The organism is Thermus hydrothermalis, from assembly GCF_022760925.1.
GTDB lineage: Bacteria > Deinococcota > Deinococci > Deinococcales > Thermaceae > Thermus > Thermus hydrothermalis.
Genome location: NZ_JAKTNT010000006.1, coordinates 118,973 through 135,781 on the forward strand (window position 1 = coordinate 118,973; position 16,809 = coordinate 135,781).

Sequence of the window (16,809 nt, forward strand, 5' to 3'; positions counted from 1 at the left end):
ATGCTGGAAAAGCTTTGGCCCTTTGGCAAGAACCGGGTGCGCAAGGCCTTTGAAGAGGCCCTGGAGAAGGCCTTCCAGGAAACCGAGGTTTTGGAACCCCTCTCCGAGCTGGAGGAGCACGAGGACCACTACCTCCTCCGGGTGGAGGTGCCCGGGCTCGGCCCCGAGAACCTCGAGGTGCGCCTGGAGGGGGACCAGCTCGTGGTGGAGGGGGAGAAGCGGGAGGAAAAGCGCACCAAGCACCTGGCGGAAATCGTCTACGGCAGGATCTACCGCGCTTACCTCCTGCCCAAGGACGCCAAGAAGGAGGGCATTGAGGCCCGCCTCCGCAAGGGGGTGTTGGAGGTGAGGATCCCGCGGGAAAAGCGCCCCGCCGAGCCCCCGGTGAAGATCCCCGTGAAGGAGGCCTAGAGGGTGCCCCGCCTCCCACGGCGGGGCCTTCTTTTATCAACTAACTTGACAAGCACATGCGCAATTCTTTACCATGACACACGGAGGGATGGCTATGCTGATGAAAGTAGCCGAGTTTGAGAAGCTTTTCCGCCTGGCCGCAGGCCTGGACGTGGACAAAAACGACCTCAAGCGGCTTTCCGATTTCCTCAGGAACAAGCTCTACGACCTCTTGGTGGTGGCCGAAAGGAACGCCAAGTACAACGGGCGGGACATCATCTTTGAACCCGACCTGCCCGTGACCAAGGGCCTCCAGGAAACCCTTAGGGCGTTCCGCCAAATGGACACCCAGCTGGAGCTCAAGCCCGTCCTGGACGCCCTAGCCGCTTTGCCGCCTCTGGACCTAGCGGTGTCGGAGGACGTGCAAAACCTCCTCCCCGAGCTCGCCGGGGCCTTGGTGGTGGCCTACGCCCGGGTGCTCAAGGAGCTGGACCCCGCCCTCAAGAACCCGGAAACCTCCCACCACGAACGGGCGGAGCGGGTCTTCAACCTCCTCCTCTAGCCATGCAGGAAGCCCTCCTCGCCCTTTACCGGAGGGCCACCCGCCTGGTCTTCAACCTGGTGGTGGTGGCCCTCCTGGTGGGCCTCTTCGTGGGGGTAGGGCGCACCTTCTTGGAGCTTGGGCTCACCCTCAGCGAGCCCACGGTGCGCCTGGGCCTGAAAGAGCTCGTTACCAACGTCCTAAGCCTGATTATCGTTCTGGAGCTAGTCCGGGTTTTTGTGGAATATTTTGAGTTTGAGCGGGTGCGCCTCGAGGTCCTCCTGGAGATCGGCGTGGCCCTAGCCCTAAGGGAGCTCCTCCTCCTGCTCTTTGCGGAGAAGATAGGGGGGCTAGACCTCTTCCTCTGGGCCCTGGGAATCCTCGCCCTGGTGGCGGGGCGCACCCTGGCCGTCCAGTTTTCCCCAAGGAGGGCGCGATGAAGGTGGAAGAAGTGGTGCTTCCTGGCGTAGGGCGCAAGTTCACCGTCACCGTGGGCAGTGGGGACCGGCTCGTCATCGTGGTCCACCACTCGGGCAAGCGGGAACTCCAGTACTTTGAGGCCGGGGAGGAGGACGAGCCCACCGCCACCCTGGACCTCACCGACGAGGAGGCCCGGGAACTCGGGGCCATCCTGGCCGGGGTCCTCTTCCACCCCGAGGCGGTGGGGGATACCCAGAGCAAGCTGGGGGCCAAGGTCATTGAGTGGATCAAGGTCCTCCCCGGCTCGAAGCTTGCCGGTCGCAAGGTGGGAGAGCTTCCCTTGCCGCCCGGAGCCCACCTCCTGGCCGTGGACCGGCCCGGGGCTCCCTTGATCCCCAACCCGGACCCCGAAGTGATGTTGGAGGTGGGGGACACCCTGGTGGTAGCGGGAAGCCGCGAGGCGGTGGAAGCCTTGAAGAGGAGCCTCTGATGCACCCCTCGGTGGAGGCCTTCGCCCTAGCCGCAGGGCTTCTCGCCCTGGGGGCAGCCCTGGTGCACCGCTTTGGCTTTCCTCCCCTTCCCGTCTACCTCCTCACAGGGCTTGCGGTGGGGGAAGGGCTTCCCGTGGAGGAGCTAGAGCCCCTGCCCTCCTTGGGGCTATTGCTCCTCCTCTTCTCCGTGGGCTTGGAGTTTGGACCAGACCGCCTTAGGGAGCTTTCCGGCAAGGCCACCCGGGCCGGGCTTTACGACGCCTTGGCCCTGCCCCTGGGGTTTCTCCTGGGGCTTCTCGCCGGGCTTGACCTGCGGGGGGCCGCCCTTTTGGCGGGGGTCATTTACATAAGCTCCAGCGCCGTCATCGTCAAGCTCATCATTGACCTGCGCCGGGCCGCCAACCCGGAAAGCGAGGTGGTCCTGGGGGTCTTGGTGCTGGAGGACCTGGTGGTGGCCTTCCTCCTCGCCCTCTTGGGCGGACACGGGGCAGCGGGCTTCCTGGGCGGGATCGCCCTCGCCACCCTTTACCTCCTCTTCGCCCGGTACTTGGGCCCGAGGCTTGTCCGGTTTATGGAGGGGCTTTCCGATGAGCTGGTCCTCCTCCTGGGCGCCGCCTTCACCGCCGGCACCGCCCTTCTCTTCCACGCCGTGGGCGCTTCCGAAGGCGTGGGGGCCTTCCTCTCCGGGGTCATCGCCGCTGGCCTTGGCCTTAGGGAAAGGCTAGAGCACCTCTTTGGCCCCGTGAGGGACCTGGGGGTGGCCCTTTTCTTCCTGGTGGTGGGGGCCGAGGCCCTGAAGCTCCTTAAGGGGCTTAGCCCCTTGGCGGTGGGGCTTGTGGTCCTGGGGCTTTTCCTCAAGCTCCCCCTCAACCACCTGGGCGGGGCCCAGGCCGGGCTTGGCCGCAAGCGGCGGCTCTATAGCGCCCTTTACCTGGTGCCCCGGGGCGAGTTCAACCTGGTCCTGGGAAGCCTGGCCCTGGCCCAAGGCTACCCCTTGGTGGCCCAGGTGGCGGTGCTTTTGGTGCTTCTCTCCATCCCCTTGGGGGCCCTCCTCATCCGCTACGCCCCGGAGCTGGGCGAACGCCTCTACCCAAGGGCCCCCAGGCCCAGGCGGGTAAGCTCCTAGGCCCGGATAGGGGCCTTGGGAAAGGCTTAGACTGGTAAACTCCTCCTTGGAGGTCACCTATGGACATTTTCTTCCAGCTTTTCTGGCTCTTCTTTATCCTCTCGGCCCTCTCCCCCTACTTCCAACAGCAGATGCTCTTGGGGGCCAGGGCCCGCAAGATCGCCGAGCTGGAGAGGAAGCGGGGTAGCCGGGTCATCACCCTCATCCACCGCCAGGAGGCGGTGAGCTTCTTGGGCATCCCCATCAGCCGCTTCATCAACATTGACGACTCCGAGCAGGTCCTCCGGGCCATCCGCCTCACGGACAAGAACATGCCCATTGACCTCATCCTCCACACCCCAGGGGGCCTGGTCCTGGCGGCGGAGCAGATCGCCGAGGCCCTTCTGCGCCACCCGGCCAAGGTAACCGTCTTCGTCCCCCACTACGCCATGTCGGGGGGTACCCTCATCGCCCTGGCCGCCGACGAGATCGTCATGGACGAAAACGCCGTACTAGGCCCCGTGGACCCCCAGCTCGGCCAGTACCCGGCGGCGAGCGTCCTCAAGGTCCTGGAAAAGAAGCCCCTCTCGGAGATTGACGACCAGACCCTCATCCTGGCGGACATAGCGGAAAAGGCCCTCAAGCAGGTGAAGGCCACGGTGAAGAACCTCCTCCTCAAGCACATGCCCGAGGAGAAGGCGGAGGAAGTGGCCCACCTCCTATCCCAAGGGACCTGGACCCACGACTACCCCATTGACGTGGCCCAGGCCAGGGGCTTGGGGCTCAACGTTTCCACGGACATGCCCCTGGAGGTCTACGAGCTCATGGACCTCTACCCTCAGGCCCAAGGCGGCAAGCCCAGCGTCCAGTACGTGCCCCTCCCCTACCGCCAGGAGCCCAAAGCCGGGAGGTCCTAAGCTTGTTTCCCCTTTACGACCTGAACCAGGCCCGCAGGCCCGCCCTGGTGGTTAAGGGGCTAGTTTTGGCCAACGCCCTGGTCTTCCTTTGGCAGCTCTCCGTGGGTCTAGAGGAAAGCGCCTACGCCCTAGGCTTCATCCCCGCCCGCTTCTTCGCCGACCCCCTGGGGGAAGGGTACCACCTTCTCACCAGCATGTTCCTCCATGGGAGCTTTTTCCACATTCTTTCCAACATGTGGTTCCTCTGGGTCTTCGGGGACAACGTGGAAGACCGCATGGGCCACGGGCGCTTCCTCCTCTTCTACCTTCTGGGCGGGGTGGCCGCTGCCCTGGCCCAGGGGCTTCTCACCCCCTTCTCCCCCGTACCCATGATAGGGGCGAGCGGGGCCGTTTCCGCGGTGCTCGGCGCCTACTACGCCCTCTTCCCCAGGGCGTACGTGGTTTCCCTGGTCCTCTTCATCTTCCCCTTGTTCGTCACCTTCCCCGCCGGGTTTTACCTGGGGTACTGGGCCTTCCTCCAGCTCATCCAGGGGCTTTTGGGCCTCCCCGGGGTGGCCTGGTGGGCCCACCTGGGAGGCTTCCTCTACGGGGTCCTCCTGGCCCCGCGCTTGGCCCGGAGGTGGCGGCGCTGGTAAACTCTGGCCCATGAAGGTAGCCGAGCTCATGACCCCAAGCCCGGATACCATCGGGCCCGAGGCCACCCTCGAGGAAGCCGCCCGGCGCATCCTGGAAAAGCGCTACGGGAGCCTTCCCGTGGTGGACCGGGAAGGATACCTCCTGGGGCTTCTCCAGGTGGAGGAGCTCCTACCCCGGCCCGAGAACATCCCCTTCTCCGACGTGGAGGCTTTGCAACTCTTTGGGGAGTGGGTAGATGAAAGCTTCCTGGAAGACATCTACCGCCGTTACCAAAAAACCCCGGTAAAGGCGGTCATGCGCACGGATATCCCCCGCGTCCACCCGGAGGACCCCGCCGGTAAAGCCCTAGGGGTCCTCCTCACCACCGAGGTGCGCCACCTCCCCGTGGTGGACCGGGAGAACAAGGTGGTGGGCATCCTCACCCGGAGCGATTTCCTCAAGCTTTTCCTAAGGAGGGGCTGATGCACGGGGCAGGGCACCTGCTCGAGGTCTTCTACCTCCTCCTCGCCGCCCAGGTCATGGCCTTCCTCTTCCGGCGGCTCAACCAGCCCGTGGTCATCGGGGAGGTCCTGGCGGGGGTACTGGTGGGACCTTCCCTCTTGGGCCTGGTGCACGAGGGGGAGATCCTGGAGTTTTTGGCCGAACTCGGGGCCATCTTCCTCCTCTTCATGGTGGGACTGGAAACCCGGCTAAGGGACATCCTGGCCGTGGGCAAGGAGGCCTTTTTGGTGGCCGTCTTGGGCGTGGCCTTTCCCTTTGTGGGGGGCTACCTCTTTGGCCTTCAAATCGGCTTCGCCACCCTCCCCTCCCTCTTCCTGGGCACCGCCCTGGTGGCCACCAGCGTGGGCATCACCGCCCGCGTGCTCCAGGAGCTTGGGGTGCTTTCCCGCCCCTACGCCCGCATCATCCTGGGGGCAGCGGTGATTGACGACGTTCTAGGCCTCATCGTTCTGGCGGTGGTGAACGGGGTGGCCAAGACCGGGCAGGTGGAAACGGGGGCCATCCTAGAACTCATCCTCCTCTCCGTCCTTTTCGTGGGGGCTGCCATCCTCCTCTCCACCCTCTTCGTCCGGCTCCCCCTGGAGCGCCTGCCGGTGGGAAGCCCCTTGGGCTTCGCCCTGGCCCTCGGGGTGGGCATGGCCGCCCTGGCCGCCAGCATCGGCCTGGCCCCCATTGTGGGGGCCTTCCTGGGGGGGATGCTCCTTTCCGAGGTTCGGGAGAAGTACCGCCTGGAGGAGCCCATCTTCGCCGTGGAAAGCTTCCTCGCCCCCCTCTTCTTCGCCATGGTGGGGGTGCGGCTGGAGCTTTCCGCCCTCTTCTCCCCCGCCGTTTTGGTGGCGGGAAGCGTGGTCACGGTCATCGCCATCCTGGGCAAGGTTCTCGGGGGGTTCCTGGGGGCCCTCACCCAGGGGGTCCGGAGCGCCCTCACCGTGGGGGTGGGCATGGCCCCCCGGGGGGAGGTGGGCCTCATCGTGGCCGCCTTGGGCCTGGCAGCGGGAGCGGTGAACGAGGAGGAGTACGCCATCGTGCTCTTCATGGTGGTCTTCACCACCCTCTTCGCCCCCTTCGCCCTGAAGCCCCTCATCGCCTGGACGGAGCGGGGGCTCCGCCAGGCTAAGGAATAGCCTGGTAGGCGGCGTAGGCGGAAAGGACCTGGCCCAGGTACTCCCGGGGCTCGTCCCGCTCCTGGAAGCGGAGGAAGGCCCAAAGGTTGCCCTCCCGGGCGATGCCCCGGGCGGTGTAGCCGATGCCCCCGTTGTAGGCGGTGAGGACGCAGACGAGCCCTTCCCTGTCCTTTAGGCCCAAAGCCTCGCACCGTTCCCCAAGCCAGCGCAGGTAACGGGCGGCGTAGCGGATGGCGCTTTCCGGGTCAAAGGGGTCGGCGGGGGGCTCCCCGAGCATCCGGGCCACGTCCGCCCAGGTGCTCCGTAGAAACTGGGCCAGGCCCAGGGCCCCCGTGGGGCTCACCGCCCGGGGGTCAAAGCGGCTTTCCACGTGGAGGAGGGCGAAAAGTAGGTTGGGGTCCAATCCCTCCCTCTGGGCGTAGGCCTCCACCCAGTCCCGGTAGGCCCGGGGGTAGGCCAAGGCGGTGGGCCAGGCGGCGCGGATCCCCTCCCGGTACATCCCGAGGCGGTAGAAGAGGGGAACGAGCTCGGGCCAGGCCTCGGGCCGTTGCCAAAGGAGGTAGCGGGCCTCCCCCCGGGCCCAGGCCTCCCGGCCCCCCATGAGGAGGGCCTCCACCCGGGAGGCCTCCGGCACGGGGGGCGCAGGGGGTGGAGGAGGGGGCGGGCTTGGGCGCTTGCCCAAGAGGAGCCCCAAGCCCCCTTGGAGAAGGGCCAAGGCCGCCTCCTGCACCCCCACGTCCCCCAGGGTTCCCGCGAGGAAATAGGCCCGCAGGGCGGCGTCGTCGGCGTAGGGGCTTTCCGTGCGGGCAAGCTTTAGGTAGCGGACAAGGGCCTCCCCCTTGCGCCCAAGCCGCTCCAGGAGGGCCGTGGCCCGCCAAAGGCCCTCAGGGGTGCTCTCCTCATAGAGGGCCAAGGCCTCCTCCACCCGGCCCATTTCCTCCAGAACCCTTCCCTGGGCGTACCGGGCCTCCGGGTGGGGATAGCGGGAAAAGGCCTCTAAAGCCTCTTCCCGCCGCCCCAGGCGCCAAAGGGCGTAGCCGAGCCCCAATAGCCCTCGAGGCTCCGCCTCCGCCCAGGCCCGGTAATGGGGCAACGCCTCCCGGTAGCGCCCTAGGCGGTAAAGGGCCTGGGCCCGCAGGTCCGGCCTCGCCCCCGGGGGAAGGACCTGGAGGAGCGCCTCGTAGGCCCGGCCCCGGAAGAGGGCCTCCCAAAGCCTCTCTCCCTCCCCAAGGCGCAAGAGGGCCGCCACCGCCTCCTCCTCGGGCAGAAGCCTTTCCCAAGCGGAAAAGGCCCTGGGATCCCTTGCCGCCTCCAAAAGGGGCGCCGCCACCCGCCAGGCGGCCTTGGCCTCCCAGCCCGGCTCAAAGGCCCTCACCCCCTCCAAGAAGAGGGCGTAGCGCCAGGCGTACTCCGCCCTTTCCGCCAAGGGCACCTCTTCCCGTTCCACCAGCTGCCAGCCGGCGAGCATCCGGGCATACCCTTCCCCCGCTAGGGCCACCTGCCGGAGCTCGGCCAGGCTTCCCCTCTCCAAGCGGGCGTAGTCCGGGGGAAGCCCCTGGGCTTGGCAGGCGGCGAGGAGGAAGAAGAGGGCAAGCCAGCGCACGTCCCTACCCTACCCCACCCCCCTGAGAGGCGGAAAAGAGGCAATCCTTCCCCCAAGGAAAGCCCCCTGGCATCCGGCGGGGGGTTAGGCGTAGCCTAGGAAGGCTTATGGCCCAGTTGCCGGGTTATCCCGAAGGACGTATTCCACCCCATAGCCTCGAGGCGGAGCAGAGCGTCCTTGGGGCCATCCTCCTGGATTCGGACGTCCTGGACGAACTGGAAGGCCTCCTCCCCTCCCCCGAGGCCTTCTACACCGAGGCCCACCGCAAGATCTACGCCGCCATGCAGGCCCTAAGGGGCCAGGGGAAGCCCGTGGACCTGGTCACCCTGGCCGAGGAACTCTCCCGCAGGAACGAGCTGGAGGGGGTGGGGGGGCTGAGCTACCTGGTGCAGCTTTCCGAGGCCACCCCCACCGCCGCCTACGCCGAGCACTACGCCCGCATCGTGGCGGAGAAGTGGACCCTGCGCAAGCTCATCCAGGCGGCGGGGGAGGCCATGCGCCTGGCCTATGAGGAGGCGGGGAGCCTGGACGAGATCCTGGACACCGCCGGGAAGAAGATCCTCGAGGTGGCCCTCACCCAGACGGACACCGAGGCCCGGGCTATGCGGGAACTGGTCCACGAAACCTTTGAGCACATTGAGGCCCTCTTCCAGAACAAGGGCGAGGTGGCGGGGGTGCGCACGGGCTTCAAGGAGCTGGACCAGCTCATCGGCACCCTCTCCCCGGGCTCCCTAAACATCATCGCCGCCCGCCCCGCCATGGGCAAAACCGCCTTCGCCCTCACCATCGCCCAACACGCCGCCCTGAAGGAGGGGGTGGGGGTGGGCATCTACTCCCTGGAGATGCCCGCCGCCCAACTCACCCTGCGCATGATGTGCTCCGAGGCCCGCATTGACATGAACCGGGTGCGCCTTGGGCAGCTTTCCGACCGGGACTTCTCCCGCCTGGTGGACGTGGCGGGCCGCCTTTCCGAAGCCCCCATCTACATTGACGACACCCCCGACCTGACCCTGATGGAACTCCGCGCCCGCGCCCGGCGGCTTAAGAGCCAGTACGGGGTGGGCCTTCTCATCATTGACTATCTGCAACTCATGGCCGGGCCCGGGGGCGGCAAGCAGGGGGAAAACCGCCAGCAGGAAATCGCCGCCATCTCCCGGGGGCTCAAGGCCCTGGCCCGGGAGCTCAACGTGCCCGTCATCGCCCTAAGCCAGCTTTCCCGGGCAGTAGAGGCCAGGCCCAACAAGCGCCCCATGCTCTCGGACCTCCGGGAGTCGGGCTCCATTGAGCAGGACGCCGACCTGGTGATGTTCATCTACCGGGACGAGTACTATAACCCCCACTCGGAGAAAGCGGGGGTGGCAGAGATCATCGTGGGCAAGCAAAGAAACGGCCCCACGGGCACGGTGGAGCTCCAGTTCCACGCCCAGCACGTGCGCTTCAACGACCTGGCCAAGGAGCCCTAGGAGAGCAGGGCCGCCGCCCCTTGGGAAAGAGCCTCCTTGAGGTCCCGGTAGCCCAGGGAAAGCCCCAGGGAGAGGGCCTCGAGGTAGCTTTCCTCAATGAGCCCGATCTCTATGGCGATAATCTTCTCAAAGGCCTCCACGGCGCTAAAAATCTCAGGGCCCCTAAGGGCGGTGCGCAGGTGCTCCAGGGAAAGCTCCTGCACGATGCCCATGGCGGGGATCATGGCCCGGGGCCCAATCCCCAGCCGGGCGTGCACCAGGCCGATGCGCCGACGCCTTTCCGCATAGGCCCCGTCGTACACCCCCGAGAAGAGGTCGCCATACCAACGGGCGAAGGTGCCGTAAAGCCTTTCCACCCTCCCCGGCACCGCATGGAGGATCTCCGAAAGCTCGGGGTCCCGCCCTAGGTAATCGTAAAAGGCCAGGGCCACCTCGGGGGCGATGGGGGTCATCACCTGGCCCAGGTCAGCGAGGAGCCGGGCATGGGCCTCGGTAAAGCCGGTGCGGCGTTTCAGGAGGTCCAAGAGCGCCCCAGGATGCACGGGACAAATGTACCTCCTTGGGGGCCCCCCTGTCCATAAGGCGAGGCCCCCGGGGTTCCCGGGGGCCCTTGCTTTTCCGGGACGGAAGCCCAGAAGCGCGCTACTCCGTGCTCACCCCTTGCTCCACCTGCTGGCTCACCGGCTCCACCATGCGGAAGTGGGCCGCCGGGTCTTCCAAGAGCTTCTCCAACCGCTTGGCCTTCTCCTCCCGCTTGGCTTCCCGAAGCACGGCGATGTAGGCGGAAAGGAGTTCCCGCACGTCCTCCACGCCCCTAGCGTCCAAGGGCTTCACCGCCACCTTGGCCCCCTTGGCCAAGCGGCGCTTCATGGCCTCCTCGGTAAGGCCCATCTCCGGCCAGTGGCGCAGATAGACCCTTCCCCCCGTCATCCCCGAGCAGATCCAAGGCCCCGGGTCCCCCAGGACCAAGGCCCGACCCCGGGTCATGTACTCAAAGGCGAAGCCCTTGGCCTGCGCCCGAGCGGCCAGGTTGCCGAGATCGTCCCTCAAGGGGCGCTCGGGCTCCCCACCCAGGATCACGTCCGCCCCGGAAAGGCGGATACAGAAGCGGCTATCGGCCACCCCCTCCACGATAAGGAGGCCGCCAATGGCCCCGTAGGCGAAGCTCTTGCCCACGGAACCGTCCACGTAGGCCCCGTAGGGGTTGCGCCCCTTCAGGACGGCCACGGTGCCGCCAAAGGCGCTCTTGGCCACCCCGTCTTGGGCCCCGCCCTCCACCACCACCTTCATCCCATCCACGTTGAAGGCGGCCAGGCCGTTTCCGGCGATGCTCCCGGCGTCAAAGCGGAGCTCCACCTCCGCCTCAAAGCCCTTGCCGTAAAGCCGCCTGCGGGCGATCTCCCCGGCCAAATGGGCGCCCAAGGCCCGGTCCGTGGAGTCCACGGGACCCTCCTGGAACAAAAGCCGCCTGCCCCCTTCCGCATAGGCCCCCATGACCACCTCGGTGATGGTGCGGGTGAGCTGGTTGAGAGGCTTCCTGAGCACGTGGGCCGAGGTGTCCTTGAGCCACTCGGGCTCCTCCACAGGGGCGAAGAAGTAGCTCAGGTCCAGCTCCTCCAGGTGGTCCCGCTGGTAGAGGAGGTCCGAGCGCCCCCGAAGCTCCCTCAGGGAACGGGCCCCCAAGGCGGCCACCATCTCCCTAAGGGCCTCCCCCATGGCCCCGAAGAAGCGGGTGAGTTGCTCCACCGCCCGCTCCAGGTCCTGGGGCACGAAGCGCTTGAGGCCGTGGGCCAGGGCCTCCTCCACCGTCTCTATCTGCGTGGTGATGCCCACGTGGCAGGTGTCCAGCTGGCAGCCGCGGCAGATGGTGCAGCCGATGGCCACCATGGCCATGGTGGCCATGCCCACCCGGTCCGCCCCCAGGAGGACCATCCGGAGCACATCGTAGGCGGTCTTAAGCCCGCCGTCGGCCCAGATCTCCACCTTGTCCCTTAGGCCCGCCCGCACCAAGGCCCGGTGGGCCCGGCGCACCCCGAGCTCCACGGGAAGGCCAGCGTACTTGAGGGCGTGGAGCCTTGCCGCCCCCGTGCCCCCTTCAAAGCCGGAGAGGGTGATGACGTCCGCCCCCGCCTTGGCGATGCCCACGGCGATGGTGCCGATGCCCGGAATAACGGGCACCTTCACGGAAACGAGGGCCTTGGGGTTCACCGTCTTGAGCTCCTCAATGAGCTGGGCCAGGTCCTCAATGGAGTAGAGGTCGTGGTTGTTGGAGGGGCTGATGAGGTCCACCCCGGGCACGGCGTTGCGGGCGGCCGCCACCTTGGGGGAGACCTTCTTGCCGGGCAGGTGGCCCCCTTCCCCGGGCTTGGCCCCCTGGCCGATCTTGATCTCAATGACGCTGGCGGAGTTCAGCATGTAGGCGTGGACGCCAAAGCGGCCCGAGGCCACCTGTTGCCCCCGCCAGTGGGTGTACTTGCCCAGCATGTCCGGGATCTCTCCACCTTCCCCGTTGATGCAAAGCATGTTGAGGCGTTTGGCCGCCTCCACGTACGCGCGGAAGGAGGCCTCCCCCTGGGAGCCAAAGCTCATGGCGCTGATGAGGAAGGGCAGGGAATGCCCCCCCACGGAGAGGTCCACCTCCTCCGGGGAGACCTCGCTCCTTTCGGGGAAGCGCACCTCCAAGAGTTGCCGGGCGGCCACGGGGCTTTCCCGCTCCAAGGAGCGAACCTTTTCCTGGAAATGGCTGTAGGGGGCCTGGCCCGAGGCCACCTCCTGGGCCGCTTTGTAAATCCTCGGGTTGAAGCGGAAGTCCTTGGCGGGCAGGACCTTTTCCGCCCGCAGGAAGCCTTCCCGCTCCAAAAGGGTGCGCTCCAGCTCCAAAAAGCCGTAGCCTGCGGCCTCCGAGCCCAGGAAGTTGCGGGTGCCGAAGTACTCCGCCAGCTCAGGCTTAAGCCCGATGGAGCTGAAGATCCTCCCGTAGCCCCGGAGCTCGTGGATGCCCATGGTGGAAATGACCTTCTCCAGGCCCTTGCGGAGGGCCTCGAGGGCGTTCGCCACCCCCTTGCGCCCCTCCAGGGCCCTCGCCTTTTCCTCAAGAAGCCAAGGCGCCACCGCCTCCGCCCCCAGGCCCAGGAGGAAGGCCACGTCGTGCAGGTTGCGCACGCCCCCGGAGTGGACGAGGAGGGAGGTGCGCCGCCTTAAGGCGATGCCCTCGGCGTCCCGCTTGAGGAGGGCCCGGTTCACCGCCGCCACCGCCAGGCCGATGTCAATCCACACCCCCCCCTGGAAGGCCTCCCGGTCGGAGAGGATGAGGACCTCGGCCCCCTCCTCCACCGCCTTCACCGCCTCCTCCTCCAAGCGCTTGAGCCCGGCGAGGAGCCCCTCCTCCACGGTGAACTGGGGCACCAGGGTCCGGGTCTTAAAGCGGGCGCGCACCTCCGCCAGGGTCAGGGTGCCAAAGGCCTCCGCCAGGCCGGGGTCGGACTCCAGGACGATAGGAAGGAGGAGCTCCACCACCTCTCCCCCGCCCCGCCCATCGGGCAAGGGGCGGCGGCCCAGGAGGGTGCGGGTGGAGAAGTGCTCAATCTCCCGCTCCCGGTCAATGGCGGGGTTGGTCACCACCGCCACGGTCTCCTTGAAGAACTCGGAGAGGTTGGGTTTCTCCGGGTTGAGGGCGGCCAAGGGGCCATCGTAGCCCAAGGAGCCGATGGGCTCGTTGCCCGTTTTGGCCAGGGCCTCCAGGTAGGCCCCGTCCCAGCGGTCCCAGCCGAAGGCCCTCTCCAGGCCCAAGGGGGGCGGGGCGGGCTTCTCCTCCACCTCCACCCCGCTTCCCCCCGCCACCGGGGGGGGTGCCTGGCGGATGGGCCCCTTGAGGTGAACCCGGTAGCCCTGCACCGGGGTGCGGGCCAGGGTCCTCTCCAGGACCTGGCGCTGGTGGCGGTCAAAGGGCAGGACCTTGGGGCCTTCCGGGGTGAGGCGGAGGTAGACCTTCTCGCCCGGGGCCAAGGGCTTGGGCTCGCTCACGAACTCCTCGGCGTTGAAAACGCCCCGCTCCGAGGAGAAGACGATCTCGTAAGGGGTTTCAAACTGCCAAAGGGGCCTCAGGCCCATGGCGTCCGTGGCGAAGACGGCCTCGTCCCGGTGGCGGCTCACGATGGCGGCGGGCCCTTGGGCCAAGGGGCCGAAGCGTTGCCTCAGGGCCAGGTAGAGGTCCTGGAGCTCCTCCGGCAGGGCCTTTACCTCCCCTAGAACCGGGGGGAAGACCAGGTCCATGGCCTCGGGCAGGGAGAGGCCGTAGCGGTAGATGAGCCCCTCCAGCATGCGGTTCAGGTCCTGGGAGTCCGAGCCCCCGGTGCGGGGGATGCCCAGGTAGTCCATCTCCCGCCTCAGGCGCTCAATGGTGTTGATCTCGCCGTTGTGGCCCAAGAGGCCAAAGGGCTGCACCTGTTCAAAGGTGGAGAGGGTGTTGGTGGAGTAGCGGTTGTGCCCTAGGGCGATGGTGCTCTTGAACTCGGGACGGGAAAGCTCGGGGTAGTAGCGCTTCAGAAGCTCCGCCGCCCCCCGCACCTTGTAGACCACGCTATGGGTGGAAAGGGAGACCACGTGCACGGGGAAGAGGGCCTCGAGGCGAAGCCCGAGCTCCCACAAAGGGCCATCCCCGTCCGGGCTGAGCCCCGCCACCTGGAGGAAGATGGGCTCGGTGCGCCGCCCCACGGGGCCCAGGACCCCGCTCACCACCTCCCCTCGGCGGAAGTGCACGGGGCGCACGCCAAGCCGTTGCCCTTCCCGCTTTAGGAGGGCGAAAAACTCCTCCACCCGGGCCTCTTCCCCCTTGGGGAGGAAGAAGTGGCCCACGAAGAAGCGGGGGTTGAAGGCAAGCTCGGGCTCTAGCCCCGCCTCCTCCAGGAAGCGGGCCCAAAGCTCCCGGGGGATATCGGTCTGGATGCCCGTGCCGTCCCCTTCTCCTCGGATGGCCCCCGCCCGGTGGGCCATGCGGTAGAGGCTCTCTAGGGTCCGCCGCACGATGCGGTGGGAAGGCTTGCCGCTCTTCTCCACCATGGCGATGATGCCACAGGCGTCCTGGCCTAGGGGGATATCCGGGTAAGCTTCCTTCCAGGTCATCTTCGGCTCCTTCATTGGACTGGGGAAACGGTGTAGGCAAAGATATGCACGTCGTTCCCCGGATTATACACGCCCTAGGCGAGAGGGTCAAGGATCTTGGGAAACGCGGCACTAGACCCCGGGCACCCGGTGGAAGGCGTTGAGGAAGAGGGGAAGCTCCCTTTGCCGCTCCTCCTGCTCCTTTAGGGCTTCCTCAAAGGCCACGGGGTCCATGAGGAGGGCGGGCAGACGGAGCCAGCCCAGGTAGTAGGCCCCCGCCTGGCCCGGGTACCGAAGCCTCCCCCGCTCCTCGGGGTAAAGGAGGGCCTCAAAGGCCAAGGGGCCCTCCAGGTAGGGGGCATCGCCAAGCCAGCGCAGGGCCTCCTTGAGGCGCAAGGGGTTGCTCCAGAAGCCAAAGCGGAGCCTCTGGTCCAGGTGCTCCAGGGCCAAAAGCCTCCCCGAGGCGGCAAGCTCTAGGCGCTTCAAGCGGAGCCTGGCGTACTGGGCGAGGCCGAGCACCTCCCGGGAAAGACCCCGGGCGATGAGGAGCCTCGAGGCCACCACGTAGTCCTGGTACTCCCGGTAAGGGTCCATGCGCCCAGGATGCCACGCGGGCCGGGGTAGGATGGTGCCATGGACCGCGAGGCCTGGGTCATGCGGGCGGTGGAGGCGTTGCGCTTCGCCAGCTTCAAGGACATCCAGCGCTACCTGGACGAGGAAGGCGAGCCCTTTTCCAAGAAGGAGTTGGAGGACACCCTCAAAGCCCTGGTGGCCAAGGGCCTTTTGGAGGAAAAAGAGGGCACCTACCGCCTGGCCCGCAAAAAGGGGGGCGCCGAGGCCTTGAAGAGGCTCTTCGGCGACTAGCGGGAGTAGTTGGGGGCCTCCTTGATGACCACCACGTCGTGGGGGTGGCTCTCAATGAGGCCGGCCATGGTCATGCGCACGAAGCGGGCCTTTTTGCGGAAGGTTTCTATGTCCGGGGCGCCCACGTAGCCCATGGCGCTCCTCAACCCCCCCACGATCTGGTAAAGCACGTCCGCCACCGGTCCCTTGTAGGGCACCATGCCCTCAATCCCCTCGGGGACGAGCTTCTTGGCCTCCGTCTCCCCGCCCTTGCCGGGGTCTTGGAAGTAGCGGTCGGCGGACCCTTGGCGCATGGCCCCCAGGGAGCCCATCCCCCGGTAGAGCTTGTAGCGCCGGCCGTCCTTGAGCACCTCCTCCCCCGGGGCCTCGTCGGTGCCCGCCAGCATGCTCCCGAGCATCACCGTGTGGGCCCCGGCGGCGATGGCCTTGGCCACGTCCCCCGTGTACTTGATGCCGCCATCGGCGATGATGGGGACGTCCAAACCCTCCACCCCGGCCACCGCCTCGAGGATGGCGGAGATCTGCGGCACCCCCACCCCCGTCACCACCCGGGTGGTGCAGATGGAACCGGGGCCGATGCCCACCTTCACCGCATCCGCCCCCCGCTCCGCCAACGCCCGGGCCCCTTCCCGGGTGGCCACGTTCCCGGCGATGACCTCCACCTTGTCCCCGAAGGTCTCTTTCAGGTATAGGAGGGCTTCCAGGATCCCCTTGGAGTGCCCGTGGGCCGAGTCCAGGACCAGCACGTCCACCCCCGCCTCCACCAGGGCCTGAGCCCTTTCCGGAAGGTCCCTGCTCGCCCCCACCGCCGCCCCCACCAGAAGCCGGCCCAGGGCGTCCTTGGCGGCGTTCGGGTACTGCTTGCGCTTCACGATGTCCTTGAGGGTGAGAAGCCCCTTAAGCCTCCCCGCCTCGTCCACCAGGGGAAGCTTCTCCACCTTATGGCGGCGCAAGATCTCCTCCGCCTCCTCCAAGGTGGTACCGGGCGGGGCGGTGATGAGGCGCTCCAAGGGGGTCATGACCTCGGTGACGGGGCGCTTGAGGTCCCGCTCAAAGCGGAGGTCGCGGTTGGTCACGAGGCCCAAGAGCTTCCCGTAAAGGTCCACCACGGGAAGCCCCCCGATGCGGTACTCCCGCATGAGGCGTTCGGCGTCCTCGAGGGTGGCCGTGGGGGGCAGGGTCACGGGGTCCTGGATCATGCCCGCCTCGGAGCGCTTCACCTTGCGCACCATGGCCGCCTGGGCCTCTATGGAGAGGTTCTTGTGGATGACCCCAAGCCCCCCCTCCCGGGCCATGGCGATGGCCATCTCCGCCTCCGTCACCGTGTCCATGGCGGCGGAGAGGATGGGGATGTTGAGCGTGAGCCTTTTGGTGAGCCGGGTCTTGACGGAAACCTCCTTGGGCAGGACCTCGGAGTAGTCCGGCAAGAGGAGGACGTCGTCAAAGGTTAACCCCTCGTACACGATCTTCCCCTCGTACATCCTTCCCAGGGTATACCCTTTAAGGGCATTGGTCCAGAGGTAGGGGAAAAGGCGCAAAAAAATAACCCCCCTAAAAGGGGGGTGCGCAGGTGGGGAGGAGCGCGGGAACAGGCATCTTTGCTCCTTAGAAAGGAGGTGATCCAGCCGCACCTTCCGGTACAGCTACCTTGTTA

16 protein-coding genes are annotated in these 16,809 nt (G+C 66.9%); 11 read left to right on the plus strand and 5 right to left on the minus strand.

Features of this window, described 5'->3' with window-relative positions:
• From L0C60_RS05610 to L0C60_RS05650, 9 genes are all read left to right on the plus strand, one after another.
• Entirely contained in the window at nt 1–411 is a 411-nt protein-coding gene (locus L0C60_RS05610) for an Hsp20/alpha crystallin family protein (protein ID WP_234502960.1), read from the plus strand.
• A 94-nt stretch (nt 412–505) separates the two neighbouring features.
• Nucleotides 506–952: a DUF1931 family protein gene (locus L0C60_RS05615; RefSeq protein ID WP_326491112.1), complete on the plus strand. Its 447-nt coding sequence runs from the start codon at nt 506–508 to the stop codon at nt 950–952.
• A gap of 2 nt (nt 953–954) precedes the next feature.
• Nucleotides 955–1,371 carry a phosphate-starvation-inducible PsiE family protein gene (locus L0C60_RS05620; protein WP_234502956.1) on the plus strand — a complete coding sequence of 139 codons (417 nt, stop codon included), beginning with the start codon at nt 955–957 and terminating at the stop codon, nt 1,369–1,371.
• Nucleotides 1,368–1,841, plus strand: a complete 474-nt coding sequence (locus tag L0C60_RS05625; protein WP_234502953.1) for a cation:proton antiporter regulatory subunit — start codon at nt 1,368–1,370, stop codon at nt 1,839–1,841. Before L0C60_RS05620 ends, L0C60_RS05625 begins: the two co-directional genes overlap by 4 nt.
• Nucleotides 1,841–2,968, plus strand: coding sequence for a cation:proton antiporter (locus tag L0C60_RS05630; RefSeq protein ID WP_234502949.1), 1,128 nt, complete (start codon nt 1,841–1,843; stop codon nt 2,966–2,968). The genes L0C60_RS05625 and L0C60_RS05630 overlap by 1 nt, the downstream gene beginning before the upstream one ends.
• 59 nt (nt 2,969–3,027) lie before the next feature.
• Complete coding sequence (locus L0C60_RS05635; RefSeq protein ID WP_234502947.1) at nt 3,028–3,864, plus strand: SDH family Clp fold serine proteinase; 837 nt, start codon at nt 3,028–3,030, stop codon at nt 3,862–3,864.
• A gap of 2 nt (nt 3,865–3,866) precedes the next feature.
• Nucleotides 3,867–4,499: a rhomboid family intramembrane serine protease gene (locus L0C60_RS05640; RefSeq protein ID WP_234502945.1), complete on the plus strand. Its 633-nt coding sequence runs from the start codon at nt 3,867–3,869 to the stop codon at nt 4,497–4,499.
• A gap of 10 nt (nt 4,500–4,509) precedes the next feature.
• Nucleotides 4,510–4,962 (plus strand): CBS domain-containing protein, encoded by a 453-nt coding sequence (locus L0C60_RS05645; RefSeq protein ID WP_234502942.1) that lies wholly within the window; start codon nt 4,510–4,512, stop codon nt 4,960–4,962.
• Nucleotides 4,962–6,125 (plus strand): cation:proton antiporter, encoded by a 1,164-nt coding sequence (locus L0C60_RS05650; RefSeq protein WP_234502940.1) that lies wholly within the window; start codon nt 4,962–4,964, stop codon nt 6,123–6,125. Before L0C60_RS05645 ends, L0C60_RS05650 begins: the two co-directional genes overlap by 1 nt.
• Here L0C60_RS05650 and L0C60_RS05655 read toward each other — a convergent pair.
• Nucleotides 6,115–7,728, minus strand: a complete 1,614-nt coding sequence (locus tag L0C60_RS05655; protein ID WP_234502937.1) for a transglycosylase SLT domain-containing protein — start codon at nt 7,726–7,728, stop codon at nt 6,115–6,117. The genes L0C60_RS05650 and L0C60_RS05655 overlap by 11 nt on opposite strands.
• 107 nt (nt 7,729–7,835) lie before the next feature.
• On the opposite strand from L0C60_RS05655, the gene dnaB reads away from it, so the two are divergent.
• Complete coding sequence (gene dnaB / locus L0C60_RS05660) at nt 7,836–9,191, plus strand: replicative DNA helicase (RefSeq protein WP_234502934.1); 1,356 nt, start codon at nt 7,836–7,838, stop codon at nt 9,189–9,191.
• Here dnaB and L0C60_RS05665 read toward each other — a convergent pair.
• The 3 genes from L0C60_RS05665 to L0C60_RS05675 all read right to left on the minus strand — a co-directional run bounded on the left by L0C60_RS05665 (nt 9,188) and on the right by L0C60_RS05675 (nt 14,885).
• The gene (locus tag L0C60_RS05665) at nt 9,188–9,733 is read right to left on the minus strand and encodes a protoglobin domain-containing protein (protein ID WP_234502931.1); all 546 of its coding nucleotides are present in this window, start codon (nt 9,731–9,733) and stop codon (nt 9,188–9,190) included. The genes dnaB and L0C60_RS05665 overlap by 4 nt on opposite strands.
• Before the next feature lie 100 nt (nt 9,734–9,833).
• Nucleotides 9,834–14,312 carry a glutamate synthase-related protein gene (locus L0C60_RS05670; RefSeq protein WP_234502928.1) on the minus strand — a complete coding sequence of 1,493 codons (4,479 nt, stop codon included), beginning with the start codon at nt 14,310–14,312 and terminating at the stop codon, nt 9,834–9,836.
• A 111-nt stretch (nt 14,313–14,423) separates the two neighbouring features.
• Entirely contained in the window at nt 14,424–14,885 is a 462-nt protein-coding gene (locus L0C60_RS05675; RefSeq protein ID WP_234502924.1) for a hypothetical protein, read from the minus strand.
• Nucleotides 14,886–14,924: 39 nt separating this feature from the next.
• Here L0C60_RS05675 and L0C60_RS05680 point away from each other — a divergent pair, with 39 nt between their 5' ends.
• Nucleotides 14,925–15,155, plus strand: coding sequence for a hypothetical protein (locus tag L0C60_RS05680; protein WP_234502920.1), 231 nt, complete (start codon nt 14,925–14,927; stop codon nt 15,153–15,155).
• Here L0C60_RS05680 and guaB read toward each other — a convergent pair.
• Complete coding sequence (guaB, locus tag L0C60_RS05685) at nt 15,152–16,636, minus strand: IMP dehydrogenase (protein WP_234502918.1); 1,485 nt, start codon at nt 16,634–16,636, stop codon at nt 15,152–15,154. The genes L0C60_RS05680 and guaB overlap by 4 nt on opposite strands.
• Between the last annotated feature and the right edge of the window lie 173 nt (nt 16,637–16,809).